At 70.9% G+C, this 19,713-nt stretch carries 16 protein-coding genes; 9 read left to right on the forward strand and 7 right to left on the reverse strand.

Annotated features, from left to right (window positions below; all coding sequences use genetic code 11):
* The 3 genes from D7Y21_RS23025 to D7Y21_RS23035 all read right to left on the reverse strand — a co-directional run.
* A partial coding sequence (locus D7Y21_RS23025; RefSeq protein WP_121715722.1) for a MaoC family dehydratase occupies window positions 1–548 on the reverse strand: 548 nt, incomplete at its 3' end.
* Window positions 548–997 (reverse strand): MaoC family dehydratase N-terminal domain-containing protein, encoded by a 450-nt coding sequence (locus D7Y21_RS23030; protein WP_121715724.1) that lies wholly within the window; start codon window positions 995–997, stop codon window positions 548–550. The genes D7Y21_RS23030 and D7Y21_RS23025, both read right to left, overlap by 1 nt.
* 20 nt (window positions 998–1,017) lie before the next feature.
* Window positions 1,018–2,019 carry a dihydrodipicolinate reductase gene (locus D7Y21_RS23035; protein WP_120565611.1) on the reverse strand — a complete coding sequence of 334 codons (1,002 nt, stop codon included), beginning with the start codon at window positions 2,017–2,019 and terminating at the stop codon, window positions 1,018–1,020.
* A 246-nt stretch (window positions 2,020–2,265) separates the two neighbouring features.
* Here D7Y21_RS23035 and D7Y21_RS23040 point away from each other — a divergent pair, with 246 nt between their 5' ends.
* A complete protein-coding gene (locus D7Y21_RS23040; protein ID WP_120565612.1) occupies window positions 2,266–3,387 on the forward strand; it encodes an HD domain-containing phosphohydrolase in 1,122 nt (373 codons plus the stop codon).
* A 17-nt stretch (window positions 3,388–3,404) separates the two neighbouring features.
* Here D7Y21_RS23040 and D7Y21_RS23045 read toward each other — a convergent pair whose 3' ends face one another.
* Window positions 3,405–5,501 (reverse strand): peptidylprolyl isomerase, encoded by a 2,097-nt coding sequence (locus tag D7Y21_RS23045; RefSeq protein WP_121715726.1) that lies wholly within the window; start codon window positions 5,499–5,501, stop codon window positions 3,405–3,407.
* Window positions 5,502–5,903: 402 nt separating this feature from the next.
* Here D7Y21_RS23045 and D7Y21_RS23050 point away from each other — a divergent pair, with 402 nt between their 5' ends.
* The 4 genes from D7Y21_RS23050 (at window position 5,904) to D7Y21_RS23065 (ending at window position 11,851) form a co-directional block, all read left to right on the forward strand.
* On the forward strand, window positions 5,904–6,572 hold the full coding sequence (locus D7Y21_RS23050; protein WP_120565708.1) for a hypothetical protein: 669 nt from the start codon (window positions 5,904–5,906) through the stop codon (window positions 6,570–6,572).
* A 58-nt stretch (window positions 6,573–6,630) separates the two neighbouring features.
* Window positions 6,631–7,566, forward strand: a complete 936-nt coding sequence (locus D7Y21_RS23055; protein ID WP_120565614.1) for a MoxR family ATPase — start codon at window positions 6,631–6,633, stop codon at window positions 7,564–7,566.
* Window positions 7,563–8,888: a DUF58 domain-containing protein gene (locus tag D7Y21_RS23060; RefSeq protein ID WP_120565615.1), complete on the forward strand. Its 1,326-nt coding sequence runs from the start codon at window positions 7,563–7,565 to the stop codon at window positions 8,886–8,888. The genes D7Y21_RS23055 and D7Y21_RS23060 overlap by 4 nt, the downstream gene beginning before the upstream one ends.
* Window positions 8,889–9,130: 242 nt before the next feature.
* Entirely contained in the window at window positions 9,131–11,851 is a 2,721-nt protein-coding gene (locus D7Y21_RS23065; RefSeq protein ID WP_233612249.1) for an SNF2-related protein, read from the forward strand.
* 15 nt (window positions 11,852–11,866) lie between these two features.
* On the opposite strand, the gene D7Y21_RS23070 is transcribed toward D7Y21_RS23065, so the two are convergent.
* The 3 genes from D7Y21_RS23070 to D7Y21_RS23080 are packed head-to-tail and all read right to left on the reverse strand — an operon-like array spanning window position 11,867 to window position 13,558.
* A complete protein-coding gene (locus D7Y21_RS23070) occupies window positions 11,867–12,217 on the reverse strand; it encodes a Smr/MutS family protein (protein WP_120565617.1) in 351 nt (116 codons plus the stop codon).
* Window positions 12,150–12,461, reverse strand: coding sequence for a hypothetical protein (locus D7Y21_RS23075; protein ID WP_199735478.1), 312 nt, complete (start codon window positions 12,459–12,461; stop codon window positions 12,150–12,152). Before D7Y21_RS23075 ends, D7Y21_RS23070 begins: the two co-directional genes overlap by 68 nt.
* A gap of 38 nt (window positions 12,462–12,499) precedes the next feature.
* The gene (locus tag D7Y21_RS23080; protein ID WP_120565619.1) at window positions 12,500–13,558 is read right to left on the reverse strand and encodes a DUF72 domain-containing protein; all 1,059 of its coding nucleotides are present in this window, start codon (window positions 13,556–13,558) and stop codon (window positions 12,500–12,502) included.
* 286 nt (window positions 13,559–13,844) lie between these two features.
* Between D7Y21_RS23080 and D7Y21_RS23085 the strand changes: the two genes are divergently transcribed.
* The 4 genes from D7Y21_RS23085 (at window position 13,845) to D7Y21_RS23100 (ending at window position 19,696) form a co-directional block, all read left to right on the forward strand.
* Entirely contained in the window at window positions 13,845–14,768 is a 924-nt protein-coding gene (locus D7Y21_RS23085; RefSeq protein WP_147443303.1) for a PAS and helix-turn-helix domain-containing protein, read from the forward strand.
* Window positions 14,769–14,943: 175 nt separating this feature from the next.
* Window positions 14,944–17,109, forward strand: coding sequence for a chemotaxis protein CheA (locus D7Y21_RS23090; RefSeq protein ID WP_199735479.1), 2,166 nt, complete (start codon window positions 14,944–14,946; stop codon window positions 17,107–17,109).
* Window positions 17,106–17,594: a chemotaxis protein CheW gene (locus tag D7Y21_RS23095; protein WP_121715733.1), complete on the forward strand. Its 489-nt coding sequence runs from the start codon at window positions 17,106–17,108 to the stop codon at window positions 17,592–17,594. The genes D7Y21_RS23090 and D7Y21_RS23095 overlap by 4 nt, the downstream gene beginning before the upstream one ends.
* Window positions 17,594–19,696: a methyl-accepting chemotaxis protein gene (locus D7Y21_RS23100; protein WP_121715735.1), complete on the forward strand. Its 2,103-nt coding sequence runs from the start codon at window positions 17,594–17,596 to the stop codon at window positions 19,694–19,696. The genes D7Y21_RS23095 and D7Y21_RS23100 overlap by 1 nt, the downstream gene beginning before the upstream one ends.
* The last annotated feature ends 17 nt before the right edge of the window (window positions 19,697–19,713 follow it).

The raw sequence follows: 19,713 nt of genomic DNA on the forward strand, positions 1-19,713 counted from the left end.
CTTCTACTCCCTGGAGGACGAGAACCGGCAGCGCTCCGGCCAGTCCCGACCAGGCTCTCGCGGGGCACCTCCACCACGATGGGGGACTGGCCGGAGCGCTGCCGGTTCTCGTCCTCCAGGGAGTAGAAGAGCTGGATCTGCGAGCCGCCCTTCATGACGAGCTCGCCCTTCTGGTTCTCCGCCCAGAGGTCGATTTCGACGAAGTACCGGCCGCCGGAGCCGTGGCGGTCGCTCACGCGGCCCTTGCAGACCACGGTGTCGCCCGGCCACACCATCTTGATGAAGCGGACGTTGTAGCGCCGCAGCTGGCCGCCGCGGGCCCAGTCGCTGATGAGCTGGCCCAACATGCCCATGACGAGCATGCCGGGGGCGTAGACGGACGGCATGCCCACGCTCTTGGCGTAGAGCTCGTCCACGTGCACGGGGTTGTAGTCGCCGGAGGCGCCCGCGTAGCGCGACAGCTGGACGCGGTCCACCGGGGCCTTGGCCAGCGCCGGCAGCTCGTCACCGACGCGGATGGATTCGAAGTAGAGCTTGCGCGCGGGCATCAGACGTTCTCCTTGGCGGCACGCACCACGAGGGTCCGGCGGGCGCGGAAGACGAGGTTGCCCTCTTCGTCCCGGCCTTCGTCCTCGATGACCGCGATGTCCATCTTGCCGGACATGCCCGGCCGCTCGAAGACGTCCGACACGCGGGTGGACACGTAGATGCGGTCCCCCGCGAAGATGGGCCGCTCGTAGTCGAAGCCCTGCTCGGCGTGCAGCAGGCTCTTGATGCCCACCCCCAGCAGCTCACGGAGGTCCGCGGCGGAATGGAACGACGCGGGGAACGTGGGCGGTGCGACGATGGTGGGGTAGCCCGAGGCGCGGGCGTACTCCTCGTCGTAGTAGATGGGATTGTAGTCGCCGATTGCCTCGGCGAAGCGCCGGATGGCGCCCTTCTCCACCTCGTTGAGCGTCGGCGGCGAGGCGCGGCCAATCGCGTTCTTGTCCAGCATTTGCCTCTCCTGATGAACCTTCAGCGACCTGACGGAAGCTCGAGCACCGTCAGGAGCCCGGCCTCCGCGGCCGTCAAACGTGGCGCGGCATTCACCAGCGCGTTCGCGGTGGCCCGGTCACCCGCCACTCCCCCCGGTATCTCAAGCACCAGCCTGGGATCCGCGTCGATCTCAATGCGATCCCGTGGGTTGTCCGCCCCTACCGCGATGGTCAGCTCCAGGCGGACCCGCTCCTGCCCCTCCTCCAAACCCACCACGGACTGGAACATGCCCGCGACGCGGCCTTTCTTCACGACAAATGCGCCGCCGTTGATGTCCTCCTCGGCGAACACGGGCGTGACCTCCTCCTCGAAGTCGTCGCAGTCCAGCCCCAGCCCCACCGCCGCCAGCGCCGCGGACTCCACCAGCCCCACGTGGCCCAGCTCCTCGCGGTCCACCAGGTCGAAGAACTCCTCCTCCGACAGGCCCGCGCCCACCTTGCGCTGCAGGGCCTCACGGCGCGTGCGCGCGTCCACCACGCGGCTGGCCAGCACCTTGCGCACGGGGCCGCACACCTGACCGGCGGTGGCAACCAGGCGGTCCAGCACGAAGCCCGGGTTCACGCCCGTGCCCACGATGGCGACGCCCGCCTTCTCCGCGGCGCGCTCCAGCTTCTCCGCCAGCTCCGGGTACTTGAGGTGCGGGAACGCCAGCTCCTCGCAGGTGCTGGCCACCGGCAGGCCCAGCTTCAGCGCGTCCAGCAGCTGATCCATCACCTGGGCGAGCCGCGAGCTGGTGGCGTGCAGCACCACCACGCCCTTGCGGCGCCCCACGGCGCGCTCCAGCGAGTCCGCCACCTTGAAGCGCGGGCCGGCCAGCCCCAGCACGTCGCCCAGGGGACGACCCACCAGGGAGGGCTGCGAATCCACCGCGCCCATCAACTCCACTTCGGGGGACGACAGGGCGGCCCTGGCAATCTCCTGCCCGATAAACCCCAGCCCCATCACCACCACCGGCACCGGCCCATCAGGGGCTCTAGCCATCGGAGATTGCTCCCGAATTCCAAGGGGTTACAGCCATTTACGTTGGGTAGGAGGCCACCATAGAACACGGCTCGACGGGCAGGCAAGCAGGACGTGGAATCCAGCGACCGCCTGTTTCAGGGAAACCTCAAGAATTCCGGTAGTTTGGCGGTACTGGAAAGCTTGGGGGGGCCTGTTTGGCCGCCTGCGGACCGGCTATAAGAGTCTGAGAAAAACGCAGCCCACTCGCTCGGAGCGTATCAGCCCATGGCCCGAATCCTCGTGGTGGACGACGACGTGCTCATCCTCGCGGCGCTGTCCCGGATCCTCCACGCGGAGGGTTACGAGGTCGTGACACACAGCGACCCCGTACTGGCGGCGCGGGAGCAGGGGTTCGACGTCGTCCTCACGGACTTCATGATGCCGTACCTCAACGGCATCGAGCTGTTGTCGGCTCTCCGGGAGAAGAACCCTCGCGCGGTGCGGCTGATGCTGACGGCGGCGGCGGACTTCAAGACGGCGTCGGAGGCGGTGAACCGGGGCGAGGTCTTCCGGTTGCTGGGCAAGCCGTGGGCGCTGAGCGAGCTGACCAGCAGCGTGAGGCAGGCCATCGAGCACCACCGGCTGGTGGCGGCCAACGAGCGGCTGACACGCGAGGTCGCGGAGAAGAACGCGGAGCTCCTGTCCATCAACGAGGGGCTGGAGCGACGGGTCATCGAGCGCACCACGGGGCTTCTGGACGGGCTCATCAGCGCGCTGGACTACCGCGACACGGAGACGCAGTGGCACTCGCGGCGCGTGTCGCTGTACGCGCGGCGGCTGGCGCAGGAGATCGGCCTCACCGGACCGGCGCTGGACGTGGTGGAGCAGGGCGCGCTCCTGCACGACATCGGGAAGATTGGCGTGCGGGACTCCATCCTGCTCAAGCCCGGGCCGCTCACGCCGGATGAATGGGTGGAGATGAAGCTGCACCCGGAGTTCGGCTACCGGATGCTGGCGAAGATGCCCTACCTGCATGAGGCGGCGCTCATCGTCCTGCAGCACCAGGAGCGCTGGGACGGCAAGGGCTACCCGCTGGGGCTCCAGGGCGAGGAGATCGTCATCGGGGCGCGCATCTTCTGCCTCGTGGACACGCTGGACGCCATCACCTCCGACCGGCCCTATCGCAAGGGACGCCCCATGAGCGTGGCGCGCGACGAGGTCCGCCGCTGCGCGGGCACGCAGTTCGACCCGATGCTCGCGGAGGCGTTCCTCGGTCTGCCGGAGACGGAGTGGGCCCGCATCCGCCGCGAGGTGGAGATGATGGAGGAGTCGGAGAGCCACCGCTGGACGGGCGCGAAGCTCAACGCCCAGGGCGAGCCGGTGCCCGCGCGCGCCGCCGGGGCCTGACGCGCGAGGGGCCGGCCTCAGGGGGCGCGAGTGCCGACGACGACCTCGTCGATGATCGTGCCCTCCAGGAGCGCGTCCACGACGTCCAGGCCTTGAATCACTTCGCCGAAGGCCGTGTAGCGGCCGTCCAGGTGCGGCTGCGGCGAGTGGGTGAAGAAGAACTGGCTGCCGCCGGTGTCCTTGCCCGACAGCGCCATCCCCACGGTGCCCCGCGCATACGGCCGGCGCGTCATCTCACAGCGGATGGAGTAGCCGGGACCACCCTCCCCGTCTCCGCGCGGGTCTCCGCCCTGCGCGACGAAGTCCGGCACCACGCGGTGGAAGGTGATGCCCCGGAAGTAGCCCTGCTTCGCGAGCGCCACCAGGTTGCCGCCCGTGAGCGGCGCTTCCGGATCCAACAGGACGGTGATGTCGCCCTTGCGCGTGCGCAGCGTGAGCGTCGTGCCAGAAGGCGCGGCGGGCGGGCGGTAGGTGTCCGGAGGCAGCTCCACGCGGGCGGAGCGGACCGGCGTGCCCGTGAGCGTCGTGAGGGACTCGGCCGCGACCCGGCGCACGTTGGCGTGTGGATGGGCCAGCCACTCGCGCAGGCGCGGTTCCGCGGCCTTTCCCTGCAACGCGACGAGCGCGCCGGCCACCGCCTCCGCCAGGTCCGGCTCCTTGGGGACGCGGTCGGCCAGGGCCTGCACCGCGGTCAGGGCCTCGGCGTCCTTCAGCTTGCCGGCGGCGGCCGCGGCCAGCCCCGCCACCACCGCGTCCCCTCCTCCGATGAGCGCGCGAATGGGCGCCATCGCTTCGGGCACGGGACGTTCGGAGAGGGCATCCAGCGCGGCGCCGCGCACGATGGGGCTGACGTGGTCCAGGTACGGCACCGCGAACGCAGCGCCGGTGGGCTGTCCCCTGAACTGCGCCACCTCGTGCAGTCCCAGCGCGAGCCATCTGGCTTCGGGGACGCGGCCGTAGCCGCACTGGAGGACCTGCTCCAGCGCGCCCTGCTGCCGGTCCATGGCCGCCGCGAAACGGCAGTCCAGCCAGGCGAGGTCCGCGCGGGCTTCGTCGGACACAGCGGCGCGGTCTGCTTCCGCCAGCGCACTCCTCAGGCGCGACAACACCGGCCGGCCCTGGAGCGGAAGTCCCTGCTGCGCCACCGCCAGCAACGCGTGGCCCTGCGCCGCCTTTCCCTCCGCGACCTGCTTCGCCCGGTACACCTGGCCTTCCAATGCGAGCAGCGGATTACAAGGCGATCCGGCCTCGCACTTCGCGGCGAGCTTCGCCAGTGCACGCGCCGCCTCCGCCGACACGCGGGGCGTGGCGTCGCCCAGCGTCAGGTTCAGCGCCAGCCAATCCCGCGGGCTGCCCACGTCGCCCAGGCCCTTCACGCAGAGGGCCATCACATCCGGATGCCCGTTGGCTGGACAGGAGCGAAGTGCATCCACGGCGTCCAGCCGCTTCGACGCCGCCAGGAGGTACGCCCCGGCGAGGTTCACCTCGCTCCGCACGCGGGGGTTCAGCAGCGCGCGGATCGTCTCCAAGGGGACGCTCGCCACGGCCGCGGCTCCGGCCTTGCGCGCGGCCACGCCCAGCGCCGTCGCCGCGGCCTCGGACCAGGGACCACTGGCCGGAGACAGCCGGGCCGTCAGCACCTCCACCGCACCGGGCGTGGCCAGCTTGCCCAGGGACTCCAGCAGCGTGATGCGCACCCAGCCGTCGGCTTCCGTGGCCTCGGCGTGCACCAGCGCTTGCGTAAGCGCTGTCCGTGCGTCCTCCGGCAGCGGCTCCCACGACTGCGCCAGTTCACCCGCCGCGAAGGCGGCCTCGTCGCGCACGGCCTTGTCCGGCGCCGCCAGCCCGGAGAGGACGGCGTCCAACGTCGCCACGTCCTGGATGCGCGCCAGGGCCCGGAGGGCGCGCACACGCACGGCCACTTCCGGCGCGGCGGTGGCGAGCCGCACCAGGTCACCGCCTCCCAGCGAGCGGCGGTCCTCCCAGTCCTGGATTTGCTCGATGACCCGTGAGGGCTCGACCTGGGGCGGGGGCACGTCGGGTGTCGGCACCGAACGGACACAAGCGCTCACGAGGAGGAATCCGGCGGACACGGCGGCGAGCAGGCGGGCCATGCTCGACTGGGCTAGGTCAATTCCCCGCGAAAATCCAGGGGTTATGCCGCTGAACAGGTTTGACAGCCGCGCGCCGGGGCCGGGAAGATATCGGGCCGTTTCCCCCCTCCCGGAGCACCGGCCCTGAACTGCCCAGGCTGCAATCGCAAGGTCGCGGAAGACACCGCCATCTGCCCCCACTGCGACCACATCATCGACGAGTCCTTCCTCGGGGGAGCCGGGGATGAGGGGGACTCGGGCGGCGATGACGAGAGCACCGGAGTCCGCCCGCCGCCGCGGTCGCGGCCCCCTCCGGCCCGCGCTGCTCCGGAGCCTCGCGCACGCCCTGCTCCGGCCCGCGCCAGGACGGGCGCCCGCCCCGCCACGCCGCCGCCGAGCGACGACGCCACCAACGTGCGCAGCATGGACGACATCGCCCGGGAGAAGGCCCAGCGTGCCGCTCCTCCCGCCCGGGGCGGTGGCGCAGCCAAGGCCGCTCCCGCCCGCGCGCCGGCCCGTCGCGCCCCGGCGCCCGCCCGCGTCGAGGAGGACGAGGACGACGTGGGCGACGCGGTGGCGGATCCCTGGTCCCGCGAGGCCCGGGAGCTGGAGTCGCCCCGCTCGCCCATTGACGATCCGGAGGTCCTGCTGGACGACGCGCGCTCGTTCCTGCGCGAGCTGGAGGGCGGCGACCGCATCGCGTTCTGGGGCGCGACGCTGGTGGTGCTCTCCTGCTTCATGCCGTGGAAGGAGACGGCGGCGGACGGCGACTTCCTGGGCCTCATCAGCCTGGGGTTCATCTCCTTCCTCTTCGCCGTGGCGACCATGGTCTTCGTGGGCCTGCGGGCGCGTCAGGTGATGACCTGGGTGAACCCCATGCTGCCGTGGGGCGCGCAGATGTTCTGCAGCGTGGTGACCCTCGTCTGGTCGCTGGTGTTCCTGAAGCTCTCCTCGGACACCACCCTCGTGCCGTCGCCGCTGGGCAACGCGGAGATGATGAACTCGTCGCCGAGCATCGGCTGTTTCCTGGGCATCCTCGGCGGCGTCGTCGCGGTGCTGGGCACCCTGATGGGCCTGAAGCGCCAGGACTAGGCCCCCGAGTTTTTCGCTGCCGCGCCGGACGTGAGGCGGGCTACCGTCGCCCGCCATCATGTCCGACGCCACGCCCCTCTCCCGCCTCCTCGACGCGCTGGGCTCGGCCGTCGTGGGCCAGCCCCGCGTGCTGGCCGACCTGGTGACGGCCTTCCTCGCGCGCGGCCACGTGCTGCTGGAAGGCGTGCCCGGGGTCGCCAAGACGCTCACCGCGCGCAGCATGGCGGGAGCGCTGGGCCTGTCCTTCTCCCGCGTGCAGTTCACCCCGGACCTGATGCCCGCGGACATCCTGGGCACCAACGTCTTCCAGCCGCAGGAGCAGACCTTCCGCCTGATGAAGGGCCCCGTCTTCACGGAGGTCCTGGTCGCGGATGAGATCAACCGCACGCCGCCCAAGACGCAGGCGGCGCTCCTGGAGGCCATGGAGGAGCGGCAGGTCACCATCGACGGCGTCACCCACGCGCTGCCGCCGCAATTCTTCGTCGTCGCCACGCAGAACCCGCTGGAGCTGGAGGGCACCTATCCCCTCCCCGAGGCGCAGCTGGACCGCTTCCTCATGCGCGTGCGCGTGGGCTACCCGGATGGCGAAGCGGAGACCTCGCTCCTGCGCGCCTTCCACCAGCGCGAGGGCCGGCCACCCGCGGTGTCCCGCGTGCTGGACGCTGGCACGCTGACGGAGCTGCAGGACCGCGCGGCGCGCGTCGCGTGCGACGACTCCATCCTCCAGTACGTGGTGCAGCTCGTGCGCGACACCCGCGCCCACCCCCGCGTGCGGCTGGGCGCGAGCCCCCGTGCCGCGCAGGCCCTGCTCGCGGCGGCCAAGGCGCACGCGGCGCTCCGGGGCACCGACTTCGTCACGCCGGATGACGTGAAGGCCGTCACGCCGAGCGTCCTCAACCACCGCCTCCTCCTCAAGGCCGAGGCGGAGGTGGAGGGCCTCACCGCGGACGACGTGCTGAAGCAGATGCTCGAACGGGTGCGAGTGCCCCGGTGAGCCTCGGGCGCCCCGTCCCCAGCGGCCTCGCCGTGGCGCTGTTCGCCGGAGCGATGGTGCCCGCCGCGCTCGCGGTGGCGAGCCCCGCCTTCGGGTGGCTGGCGCTCGCGGTGGACGTGGCCGTCCTGCTCCTGTGCGCGGTGGACTTCCTGCGCGCGCCGCATGCCCGTGACGTCGACGCGCGCCGCGAGGTGGAGCCCATCCTCTCCTCCGGCGTGGACAACACCGTGCGCTGGGAGCTGCGTTCGCGCACGGACCGGCCCGTGCGCGGTGAGCTGCGCGACGAGCCGCCCCTGGACGTGGAGAGCCACGGCCACCGTCAGGCCTTCTCACTGGAGCCGAACGACGCCACGCGGCTGACGTACCGCGTGCACCCTCCCTCCCGGGGCGACGCGCGCTTTGGCGACGTGAACCTGCGCCTGATGGGGCCGCTGGGCCTGTGCTCGCGGCAGGTGCGGCTGCCCGCGGGCCAGGACGTGAAGGTGTATCCGGACCTGCGCGCCCTGTCGCGCGAGGCGCTGACGCTGGCGCGCTCGTCGGAGGCCGTGTCCGCGCGCACGCTCCTGCGCAAGTCCGTGGAGGGCCGCGAGTTCGAATCGCTGCGCGAGTACCGGCCCGGCGACGACTACCGCCACATCGACTGGAAGTCCTCCGCGCGCCATGGCCACACGCTGGTGCGCACGTGGCAGCCGGAGCGCAACCAGCCGGTGCTGCTGCTGCTGGACTGCGGCCGTCACATGGCGGGCCGGGTGCAGGGGCGCCGGAAGCTGGACCACGCGGTGGACGCGGCGCTGCGGCTGGCGCGCGTGAGCCTGGACGCGGGCGACGTGGTGGGCGTGCTCGCGTTCGCCAGCGACGTGCGCACCTTCCTGCCCCCTCGCAAGGGCGCGGAGCACCTGCGCCTCATCACCGAGTCGCTCTACCGCGCGGAGGCCGGCCTGGAGGAGAGCGACTACGGCCGCGCGTTCGACTTCGCCTTCGCCCGCCAGACGCGCCGCGCGCTGGTGGTGCTCTTCACCGACCTGGTGGACCCGGACGCGTCCTCCGCGCTCCTCACGCGCACGCTGGCCCTGCGCCCCCGGCACCTGCCCGTCGTCGCGTCGCTGCTGGACGAGGACCTGGAGGCCGCCGCCACGGACGTGCCCGGCGACGCGACGTCCGCCTACGCGCGGCAGGTCGCCTCCCGCATGGAGTCCGAGTACCGCCGCACCGCCACCACCCTGCGTGACGCGGGGGCGCTGGTGGTGCGCGCACCGGCACGCGGATTCGGCGCTGCTGCACTCAACGTGTACCTGGACGTGAAGGCGCGCGGGCGGCTCTGAGCGCTCACGACGCATTCGTCAAGCCCTTTGAGACATTCCAACGCTCGCGCGCGCATGTGTCGTTCCGCCGAACAGCACGCTTGCCAATCGCGCGGAGGCCGAGTTTTCGGCCTCCGGGAGGACCCCCTTTACAGATGCGGATCGCTCCCCAGAATGGCGCGCCTCAACTGTTCGCGCGTACGCGCGCACGCTCCAAACCGGACGGGAGGCGGGACTTGGCGGAGGTCGCAAGGGGTTTGAAGCTGGAAGTGGAAGCGGACGCCGCGGCCATCGCGGCCCGTGCCGCGGAGGAGCTGGTGGAGGCGGGGCTGACGCCCTTCCACGAGCGGCTCCTCGCCGAGGAACTGCTCGCGCGCAGCGGTGACACGCAGCAGCGGCTGGCGAACGCGCTGGCCGAAGCGAAGGTGGACCTCAACCCCCACCAGGTCGAAGCAGCGATGTTCGCGCTGGACGCGCTGTCGCGCGGCGGCTGCATGCTCGCGGACGAGGTGGGCCTGGGGAAGACCATCGAGGCGGGCCTCGTCATCGCCCAGCTCATGGCGGAGGGAAAGAACCGCATCCTCATCCTCGCCCCCGCCGTGCTGCGCGCGCAGTGGAACGCTGAGCTGCGCGAGAAGTTCGACCTGGACAGCGTCCTCGTCGACGGCCGCGACGTGAAGAAGCACAACAACTGCTTCGATCAGCCCTTCCCCGTCATCTGCTCGCACCCGTTCGCGGCGAACCGCTCCGCGCTCGTGTCGGAGATTCCGTGGGACCTGATCATCATCGACGAGGCCCACCGGCTCCGGAACGCGCACCGTCCCAACAACAAGACGGGCCAGGCGCTGCGCGCGTCGCTGGCGGGCCGCCCCAAGCTGCTGCTCACCGCCACCCCGCTCCAGAATGACCTGATGGAGCTGTTCGGCCTGATGTCGCTGCTGGACGAGCAGATCCTGGGCCCCGAGCACGCCTTCCGCAGCCGCTACCGCGCGGACGAGGGCGGCGGCATGACGGAGGCCGCCGCGTGTGAGCTCAAGGAGCGGCTGGCCCCGGTGGTGCAACGCACGCTGCGCCGTCAGGTGCGCGAATACGTCCGCTACACCAACCGCCGCAGCATCGTGGAGGACTTTCTCCCCTCCCCCGAGGAGCACGACCTCTACGAGAAGGTCAGTGAGTACCTGCAGCGCTCGGAGGCCGCGGCCATCGAGCCGGGCAAGAAGACGCTCCTGACGCTGTGCTACCGCAAGCTGTTGGCCTCCTCCACGTTCGCCATCGCGCCCACGCTGCGCCGGCTGTCGGAGAACCTGGAGAAGCGCCTGACGGCCGCGCGACTGGGACAGCAGGCCCTGTCGCTCTTCGAGCCGGAAGAGGCCAAGCAGTTCGTGGAGGAAGGCGAGGAGTGGTCCGACGACCCCGCCAAGGCGCCCCAGGTCCGCACGCTGGAGCAGGAAGTGTGGGAGCTGCGCCAGTACGCGGACCTCGCGGACTCCATCCGCATCAACGCCAAGGGTGAGGCGCTCAAGCGCGCCCTGGACCGCACCTTCGCGGTGATGCGCACGCACTCCTGGCCGGAGAAGGCGCTCATCTTCACGGAGTCCAAGCGCACGCAGCAGTACCTCTTCAGGCTGCTGTCGGAGCACGGCTACAAGGACAAGATCTCCCTCCTGTCCGGCGACGCGGGTGGCACGCCCGAGGAGCGCCGGGCGCTGGTGGAGGAGTTCCGCCACAAGACGCAGATCCTCATCTGCACGGAGGCCGGTGCCGAAGGCCTCAACCTCCAGTTCTGCAACCTGGTGGTGAACTACGACCTGCCGTGGAACCCGCAGCGCGTGGAGCAGCGCATCGGCCGGTGCCACCGCTACGGCCAGCAGCGCGACGTGCTGGTGGTGAACTTCCTCAACCGGCAGAACGCGGCGGACGCGCGCCTGTTCGAGCTGCTGGAGAAGAAGCTCAACCTCTTCGACGGCGTGTTCGGCGCGTCCGACGAAATCCTGGGCGCGCTGGAGAGCGGCGTCGACTTCGAGCGGCGCGTGCTGGACATCTACCAGTCCTGCCGCGACCCGAAGGACATCAACGTCGCCTTCGACAAGCTGCGCGAGGAGCTGGAGGGCACCATCAACCAGCGCATGACGTCGATGCGCTCGGTGGTGCTGGAGCGCTTCGACGGCGACGTGCGCCGCCGGCTGCGCGTGGCGGGAGACGCGGCCAAGGAGGTCGTGGCCAAGCGCCAGCAGGAGGCGAAGGCGCTCACCGGCTCCGTGCTGGGCAGCCGCACCTCCGGACGGCTCCAGGTGGCCAAGGCCGCCTACGCGGTGCGCGACCGCACCCAGGACACCGTCAGCTACCTGCAGCTGGACGCGGCGGGGCTCCCCTCGCGGCTGGCGCGGCTGGCCGGCAGCGAGGGCTGGTGGTTCGTCTACAAGTTCGAGACCACGGGCCTCAAGCCGGAGGAGAAGCTGGTCCACCTGGTGCTGGTGAAGGACCGGGATGGCGGCTTCCGCGCCCTGCCGCTGACGGACGGTGTCCACTTCACGAAGCTCGACGCCAAGGAAGAGAAGCGCCGGCAGCCCGCGCCGGTGTCGGTCCAGCTCATGCAAGAGCAGTCGCTCATGACCGCCAAGGATGAGCTGATTCGGGCCGCGGAACGGCGCAACGCGTTGGAGCTGGACAAGGCCAAGGAGCGCGCGGACCGCTACGTCGAGGACTGCCTGATGGAGTCCCGCGAGGTGGTGGAGTCCGCCCGCCAGGCGTGGTTCGACGCGCGCAAGGAAGTGGCCGGCATCGAGGACGTCGCGGAGCGCGCGAAGGCACGGGCGCACTCGGACCGGCAGGAGCGCGACTACCGCCGCAAGCTGGCGTCGCTGCGCAACGAGGAGGAGAAGCGCTACGCCTCCAAGGACCGGCAGATGGCGGAGCTGGCGAACAAGGCGCGCGTGACGGAGAAGCGCACCCTCATCGCCTCCGCCTACTTCTGGCTGTCTTGAGGAGCACGAGCCCCTTCACAGGGGCTTGAGCCGCACCCACGTCGCGCCCCAGCCTCCGTCCGCTTCGGAGGCGGTCTGGAAGCCTTCCACTTCCGGCAGCGTGGGCAGCAGGGACTGCACGGTGCGTCTCAGCGCGCCGGTGCCCTTGCCGTGGATGATGCGCACGTCGAGCACGCCCTTCTGGCGGCAGGCCCAGAGGTACTCGGTGACGAGTTCCTTCACCTCGCGAGGCTGGAAGAGATGCAGGTCGAGGTTTCCATCGACCGGAATTTCTACCGCGCCCAGCTCGCCTCCCAGCTCATCTGGCGTGGGCGGAGGCTCCGGACCCTCCGGCGGCAGGGGCGGGAGTGGCTTTCGGCGTGACACCGTAGCGGGCCTCCTCCTGGCGCTGCTTCTCCTCGGCCGCCAGACGCTGACGCTCGCGCGCCAGCCGGAACTGTTCCTTGAGGCTGGTGATCTCCCCCTTGAGCGAGGAGATGTCCTCCTTCACCGCTCGCGGGTGGCTCTCATCAGCTTGGTCCACGTGATTGCCCGCACGCTTGCCCTCCGAGCCGGCTCCACCGGCGGAGGTCATCTGCATCAACAGCGCGGCCAGGGTCATCACCATCATGAGCATTCACGTAAGCAAGCGCCGTGCTCGCGCGCAAGTCATGTTGCGTGAACGGCGCCTCTCTGGCCGCCCTCCTCCTTGTGTGACACGACGCGCTCCGCCAGCCGGACGGCGGACAGGGGGGCGCTCCCTTCCGCCTTGTTGTTGATGGTCACGAAGACGGGGCGGTCGCGCCGCACCGCGGCCATGCACACGCGGGCCAGCACGTCGCGGGTGCCCACGTCCTCGTCCACCAACTGGTTGAAGGGCGCGTAGCGGGCGTAGGCCTCCTCGTAGCCCAGGTTCGGCGGAAGCATCCAGCGCACCACCACGGCGCGGGCCTCGAAGGCGCGCGTGAGCTTCGCCTGCCGCGCGACGGGCGGCATGTGGGCCCACACCGCGAGCACCGGACTCACGCCCGTGTCCGCGAGCGCCTGGGCGAAGCCCTCCGTGAGCAGTTCCTCGTTGCGCACCTCCACCGCGTACAGCGGGCCCCGGGGCAGCGCGGAGAAGAACGCGTGCAGCCGCTCCACGAAGCGGCCCGCGCCGCCCAGCGCCGCGGGGTCCTGTGGCGGGAACTGGAAGACGAGCGGCCCGGCCTTGTCGCCCAGCCCTTCCAGGAACGGCGCCACCACGTGGTCCACGGCGTAGGCCGCCTGGAGGAAGCGCTCGTTCACCTGCCCCCGGTGCGCGCCGTACCGCTCGTGCACGGGGAAGCGCGCCAGCGTGCAGGCCTCGTGGGCCTTCACCAGGAAGCGGAAGCCGTCCGGCACCTGCTGGGCGTACTCGGCGAAGGTGGTGGCCGGCACCGGCGCGTAGAACGTCCGGTCGATGCCCACCGTGCGCAGCACCGGGTGGTGCGCGTAGGCAGCCAGGCCCTCGCGCGCCAGCTGGGTCGTGCTGGCCTCATGGTCATAGACGAGCCCGTTCCAACCCGGGAAGGTCCACGACGACGTGCCCAGGTAGACGCCGCGCGGAAGCTGCTCGCCCAGCATGCGCAGGCTGTCGGACGGCTCGGCGGGCCCCACCGGCTGGGTCCTGCGCCGAGACGACGCCGGGGGCTCCTCCACCGCGCCGGTGAAGAGGTCGAATTGCGCGGGACGTCGCGGTGCGCTCATGCGTGCAGCTCCTCTCCCACGGAGGGGACGGCGGGGAAGCCCTGGGAGTAATCCCCGAGCCCAGGCGATGCAGCAGGTTGCCCGGATTCAAGGGGACGTGCCAGGTTTCCGGCACGCTCTCCAGGCGGACGGGCACGCACGGACAGTCCTCCTCCGAGCACGACGGTATGTGATTGGACCTTTGTCCAAATGCAAATGCAGTCGCCTCGCTGCAAGCTATTTAAACCGAGGAATTCAGCACTACCCATGTAAAGCTTGAACGGGATTGCAACGGCTGGGGGGCATCATGGACTGGTCGTTGACCGCGTCGCTGCTCGCGGAGCGGGACACGCGCCCCATCGTCGTGATGGACCGGCGCGGCCGCATCGAATTGGCGAACGGCGCGTTCACGTCGCTCCTGGGCCGGCCCCGTGAGGAGTTGTTGGGTCGCCGCTGGACGGATGTCTGCACACCACGCGAGCACGGGCGCGAGGTGGGACAGGCGCTGCGGGCCATCTTCACCAGCGCCGAGACCCGGCTGGAGACGGAGGTGCTCACGCGTGACGGCGAGCGGCTGTCGGTGGAGCTGGACGTGGCCGCCGTGGGCCGCCCTCCCCTGCGGCTGGTGGCCATCATCACGCGCGCCTCTCCGCCCCTCTCCGTCCCCGAGCGCACCGTCGCCCCGGAGCCGGCCCCGGCCCAGGGGCCCCACCAGGACCTGAGCTACGAAATCTCCACCGAGCTGTCGTCGTTCGGGACGCTCAAGGCGGTGTGGACCTCCGGGGAGGCGCGGCAGGAGGAGATGGTGGGCCGGCAGTGCTTCGGCGCCTTCGCGCAACGCGACGCCCCCTGCCTGGACTGCCCGCTGACGATGGCCGCGCCTGCCTCCTGGCCGCACACCATCGTGCGGCAGGCCTCCGAGCACGCCGAGGGCTATGAGGTCGTCACCGCCACGCCCACGGGCGCCGGCACCGCGCGTGTCAGCGTTCACACCATCGGTGATGAAACACTCAGCGGCCTCTTCGAGGCGAAGGTGCGGCGCATGGCTAACGCCGCGCGGCTGTCCGAGCGGGAAGGCGATGTCTTGCGATATCTCGCGCTCGGCCGCTCGCCGACCGACATCTCGACCGTGTTAGGGATTACCGAGCGCACTGTGAAATTCCACCAGGCCAACCTGCTCCGGAAGCTGGGCGCGGAGACGCGGTACGACCTGCTTCGCCTGTTCTTCTGAGCAGGGCACCTTCCCTCCGGGACAGCTTTCACGCCGTTGACTTTGGAGGATGCTGGGACTTCGACTCCGGAGTCTTGTGGGTCGGGGGGGCCGTTGCCCATGGGCAGCGCCAGTCAAATCCGTCTCATCAAACACATACAGTCTATGTGGACTTCCGTCCAAGGGCGTGCTGTCCGTGAGTGACACTCCGGGCTGGGACGACGTGATGCGGGAGTTCCTCATCGAGTCCCGCGAGCACGTGCAGAGCATCGAGGCGACGGTGCTGGAGCTGGAGGCGCGGCCGGGCTCGCAGCCGTTGCTCGCGCAGCTGTTCCGGGCCCTGCACACGGTGAAGGGCACCTGCGGCTTCCTGGGCTTCAGCCGCCTGGAGGCACTGATGCACGCCGCCGAGGAGATGCTCGGCCTGGCGCGCGACCGGCGCCTGGTGCTGGACCGCGAACGTGTGTCCACGCTCCTGGCAGCGGCGGACGCGGCGCGCGGGACGCTGGAGCACATCGAGGCGACAGGCTTGGAGCCCGCGGTGGACCACTCCGCGCTGCTCGCTCGCATGGCGGGCGCCGCGGCGGGCTCCGCGCCGCTGGAGGTGTCCGAGCCCCTGACGCCTCCGGGCGCCCTGCCCTGGCGCGGCGCCGCGACCGGGGTGGACTCCAAGCTGCGCGTGGACGTGGCGCTGCTGGACCGGTTGATGAACCTGATGGGCGAGCTGGTGCTGGCTCGCAACCGCATCCTCCAGTGCGCGGCCTCGCCCACGCCGGGCGCGGACCTGCTCACCGCGTCGCAGCGGCTGGACGTCGTCACCACGCAGGTGCAGCAGGTGGTGATGAAGACGCGGCTCCAGCCGGTGGGCCAGGTGTGGAACCGCTTCCCCCGGCTGGTGCGGGAGCTGGCGCACGGGTGCGGCAAGCAGGTGCGGCTGCAGTTGCAGGGCGCGGACACGGAGCTGGACAAGACGCTGGTGGAGGCGCTGCATGATCCGCTCACCCACCTCTTGCGCAACGCCGTGGACCACGGCGTGGAGACGCCCGAGCAGCGCCTCGCCGCGGGCAAGCCGCCCGTGGGGTGCCTGACGCTGAGCGCTTCGCATGAGGGCGGGCTCGTGCACCTGGGCATGTCCGACGACGGCGCGGGCATCGACGTGCAGCGCGTGCGGCAGGTCGCGGTGCAGCGGGGCCTGCTCACGGCCGACCAGGCGGCGCGGATGCCGGACGCGGAAGCGCTGACGCTCATCTTCATGCCGGGCTTCAGCACCGCGGAGCGCGTCACGTCGCTGTCCGGCCGGGGCGTGGGCATGGACGTGGTGCGCTCGCAGGTGGAGCGCATTGGCGGCACCGTGGAGGTGCACAGCCGGCCCGGCCAGGGCACGACGTTCACCCTGAAGATTCCCCTCACGCTGGCCATCATCCCGGCGCTGCTCGTCACCTGCCGGGGAGACCGCTACGCGCTGCCGCAGGCCTCCCTGCGGGAGGTGGTGTTCCTGGAGCCCACCCAAGCGCGCAAGGACATCACCCGCATCCAGGGCGCGTGCGTCCTGCGGCTGCGCGGGGAGCTGCTGCCGCTGGTGGTGCTCGCCGCCGAATTGGGCGTGGGGCCGGCAATGCCGGACCTGGACGAGGGCGCCACCGTCGTCGTGCTTCAGGCCGGTGAGCGCACCTTCGGGCTGTGGGTGGATGCCATCCACGACACGGAGGAGATCGTCGTCAAGCCGCTGTGGAAGCACCTGAAGGGGCTGGCCTGCTACGCGGGCGCGACGGTGCTGGGCGACGGGCGCGTGGCGCTCATCCTGGACGCCATGGGCCTGGGCCGCCGCGTGGGCACCGTCACCGAGGCGCAGGCGCAAGTTGTCATTCCGGAGGCCGAGGAAGCACCGGCCCCGCAGGAGACACGCGAGCGGGTGCTGCTGTGCCGCAATGGCGCGGAGGGCCGCGTAGCCATTCCGCTGTCGCGCGTTGCCCGTCTGGAGGAGCTGCCCGCGTCGGACGTGGAGCGGATGAGCGGAGGCATGGAGATGGCGCGCTACCACGGGCAGCTGCTGCCGCTGGTGCACGTGGCCTCCGTGCTGGAGGCGAGGCCCGGCGCGACGGAGCGGATCACGCAACACCTCCAGGTCACCCTGGGCGAGTCGCTGTCCGTCGTCGTCACCCAGCACGCGGACACGCGCGTGGGGCTGGTGGTGGACGCCATCCTCGACGTCGCGGAGGTGGAGCTCGCGCTCCAGCGCGAGACGCGCCGCCCGGGCGTGCTGGGCTCCATGGTGGTGCAGGCCCGGGCCACCGAGTTCCTGGACGTGGAGGGCACCGTGCGCGCCGTGCACCCGGAGCTGCTGACAGGCGGTGCGCCATGAGCGGCTTCCGCCAGCTGTGCTCGTTCCAGGTGGGTGACCACCTGTTCGGCCTGGACATCGAACGCGTGCAGGAGATTTTGCTCCCGCCCCCGCTCACGCGCGTCCCCGGCGCGCCTCCGGAAGTGGCGGGGCTGCTCAACCTGCGCGGGCAGATCGTCCCCGCCATCGACCTGCGCCGCCGCCTGGACCTGCCCGAAGGCACCGCCCCCGCGGACGCGCCCCACGTCGTGCTGCGCGGCGACGAAGGCGCGGTGAGCCTTCGCGTGGATGCCATTGGCGACATCCTCCCCTTCGAGCAGTCGGACCTGGCGCCGCTGCCGGACAACCTGCGCGGGCCGCTGCGCTCGTTCCTGCTGGGTGTCCATGCGCTGCCGGACCGGCTGCTGCTCGTGTTGTCCGCGGACGCGGTGGTGGACGGGCTCTCACCCACGTCCAGCGCGTCCGCCTCCCCTTCCCTCCCCGTGCTTCCCCAGGAGTCCCGCTGATGGCCCGCCCGACCGCGCCCGCCGTGAAAACCACCCTCTTCCAGCGCCTGGGCGGCAAGGCCCCCCTGACGGCCGCCGTGCAGAAGCTCTACGCGCGGGTGATGACGGACGCGCTGCTCAAGCCCTACTTCCGCCGCGCGGACATGATCCAGCTTCAGCGCCAGATGGTCGCGTTCCTCACCCAGCGCCTGGGCGGACCGGCCGTCTACAAGGGCCCGTCGATGCGCGAAGTGCACGCGCGCATGGAGCTCAAGCCCCATCACTTCGGGCGCGTCGCCGAACACCTGGCCACCGTGCTGGATGACCTGGACGTGCCGGGCCCCGTCGCCCGCGAGGTGCTGGCCGCCGTGGGCACGAGGCAGGACGACATCGTGAGCAGGCCCGTGGCGAAGGCCGCCTCGCGGACCGCCGCCGTGAAGCGTGCTCCGGCGCGTACCTCCCGGACGGAGGGACGCCGGGTCGCCGTGGCGTCCGCACCCGCGGCCCGGTCCTCGCGCCGCCGCGCGCCCACGCCGCTCGAAGGCGCCCTGAGCGAGGCGGTGCTGGACGCGGCGAGCGTCAACCTGTTCGTCCTGGACACGGACCTGGCCATCGTCTTCTCGAACGCGTCCTCCTCGGAGGCCATCGAGCGCATCGACCAGGCGTCTGGCCTCCGCGACGGCGCGGGGGACGCGGGCGGCGACTTCCTCGCCCACTTCGAGCACCAGCTACGGCTGGAGGAGGAGCGGCTGCTGGATCCCTCCGCGCTGCCGCACGAGGCCCACTTCGCGGTGGGCCCCACCCTGCTCAAGGCGCGCATCGACGGCATCTCGGGCCGGGGCGGAGCGCTCACCGGCTACGTGGTGACGTGGACGGACGTCACGGATCAGCAGCGCGCGGACACGGAGTTGGCGCGCCTCAGGGCCATGATGGAGAACGCGCCCACCTGCGTGATGGTGGCCGACCTGGACCTGAAGATCATCTACCTGAACCCCGCCTCGCGCCGGCTGTTGCAGCGCGTGGAGAAGCACCTGCCCGTCGCCGCGGACCGGGTGCTGGGCTCCCACATCGACGTCTTCCACCGGGACGTGACGTACCAGCGGAAGATCCTGTCCAACGACAAGAACCTGCCGGTGCGCGCGAACATCCCCATTGGCCCGGAGACCGCGGACCTGCTGGTGACGGCGGTGTACGACGGCCAGGGCCGCTACCTGGGCCCCATGGTGACGTGGGAGCTGATCACGGAGAAGCTCGCCGTGCAGCAGCGCGAGCAGGATCTGGACACCACCCTGCGCGGCATCTTCCAGGAGGTGACGCAGCACTCGCAGACGCTCGCCGCGTCGTCGCAGGAGCTGTCCAGCGTCAGCCAGCAGATGGTGAGCAACGCCCAGGAGACCGCGGCGCAGGCCACCCAGGTGTCCGCTGGCGCCGAACAGGTCAGCCGCAACGTGCAGAGCGTCGCGTCCGGCATGGAGGAGGTCAACGCGAACATCCGCGAGGTGGCGCGCAACGCGAGCTCCGCCGCCAAGGTGGCCGCGTCCGCGGTGAAGCTCGCGGACTCCACGTCCAACGTCGTCGGCAAGCTGGGCACGAGCAGCCAGGAGATCGGCAAGGTCATCAAGGTCATCACCTCCATCGCGCAGCAGACGAACCTGCTGGCGCTCAACGCGACCATCGAGGCGGCCCGCGCCGGTGAGGCGGGCCGGGGCTTCGCGGTGGTGGCCAACGAGGTGAAGGAGCTGGCGCGCGAGACGGCCCGCGCCACGGAGGACATCGGCCAGAAGATCGGCACCATCCAGGGCGACACCGAGGAGGTGGTCAACGCCATCCTGGAGATCGGCGCCACCATCAGCCGCATCAACGAGCTGCAGACGTCCATCGCCTCCTCCGTGGAGGAGCAGACGGCCACCGCGGGAGAGATCCTCCGCAACGTGGGCGAGGCCGCCAAGGGCAGCCAGCAGATCTCCGAGAACATGGCCGCCGTGGCGGAGGCCGCGCGCAGCACCACCGAGGGCGCGGGCAGCACGCAGCGCTCGGCGGTGGAGCTGGCCCACATGGCGCAGTCGCTGCAACGGCTGGTCGTGCAGGTGGACACCTCCGACAAGCCGGCGCGGACGAAGTAGCGCGGGCGGCGTCAGGC

The sequence above is a fragment of the Corallococcus sp. AB045 genome (assembly GCF_003668895.1).
Classification (GTDB): Bacteria; Myxococcota; Myxococcia; order Myxococcales; family Myxococcaceae; genus Corallococcus; species Corallococcus coralloides.

What these genes read in the sequence shown, in the direction of transcription:
- D7Y21_RS23100 (WP_121715735.1), top strand. Translation starts at nt 17,594, where the DNA reads ATGGCCCGCCCGACCGCGCCCGCCGTGAAAACCACCCTCTTCCAGCGC.
- D7Y21_RS23080 (WP_120565619.1), bottom strand. Translation starts at nt 13,558, where the DNA reads ATGAGCGCACCGCGACGTCCCGCGCAATTCGACCTCTTCACCGGCGCG.
- D7Y21_RS23050 (WP_120565708.1), top strand. Translation starts at nt 5,904, where the DNA reads ATGGACGACATCGCCCGGGAGAAGGCCCAGCGTGCCGCTCCTCCCGCC.
- D7Y21_RS23040 (WP_120565612.1), top strand. Translation starts at nt 2,266, where the DNA reads ATGGCCCGAATCCTCGTGGTGGACGACGACGTGCTCATCCTCGCGGCG.
- D7Y21_RS23030 (WP_121715724.1), bottom strand. Translation starts at nt 997, where the DNA reads ATGCTGGACAAGAACGCGATTGGCCGCGCCTCGCCGCCGACGCTCAAC.
- D7Y21_RS23055 (WP_120565614.1), top strand. Translation starts at nt 6,631, where the DNA reads ATGTCCGACGCCACGCCCCTCTCCCGCCTCCTCGACGCGCTGGGCTCG.
- D7Y21_RS23075 (WP_199735478.1), bottom strand. Translation starts at nt 12,461, where the DNA reads ATGATGGTGATGACCCTGGCCGCGCTGTTGATGCAGATGACCTCCGCC.
- D7Y21_RS23095 (WP_121715733.1), top strand. Translation starts at nt 17,106, where the DNA reads ATGAGCGGCTTCCGCCAGCTGTGCTCGTTCCAGGTGGGTGACCACCTG.
- D7Y21_RS23035 (WP_120565611.1), bottom strand. Translation starts at nt 2,019, where the DNA reads ATGGCTAGAGCCCCTGATGGGCCGGTGCCGGTGGTGGTGATGGGGCTG.
- D7Y21_RS23085 (WP_147443303.1), top strand. Translation starts at nt 13,845, where the DNA reads ATGGACTGGTCGTTGACCGCGTCGCTGCTCGCGGAGCGGGACACGCGC.
- D7Y21_RS23045 (WP_121715726.1), bottom strand. Translation starts at nt 5,501, where the DNA reads ATGGCCCGCCTGCTCGCCGCCGTGTCCGCCGGATTCCTCCTCGTGAGC.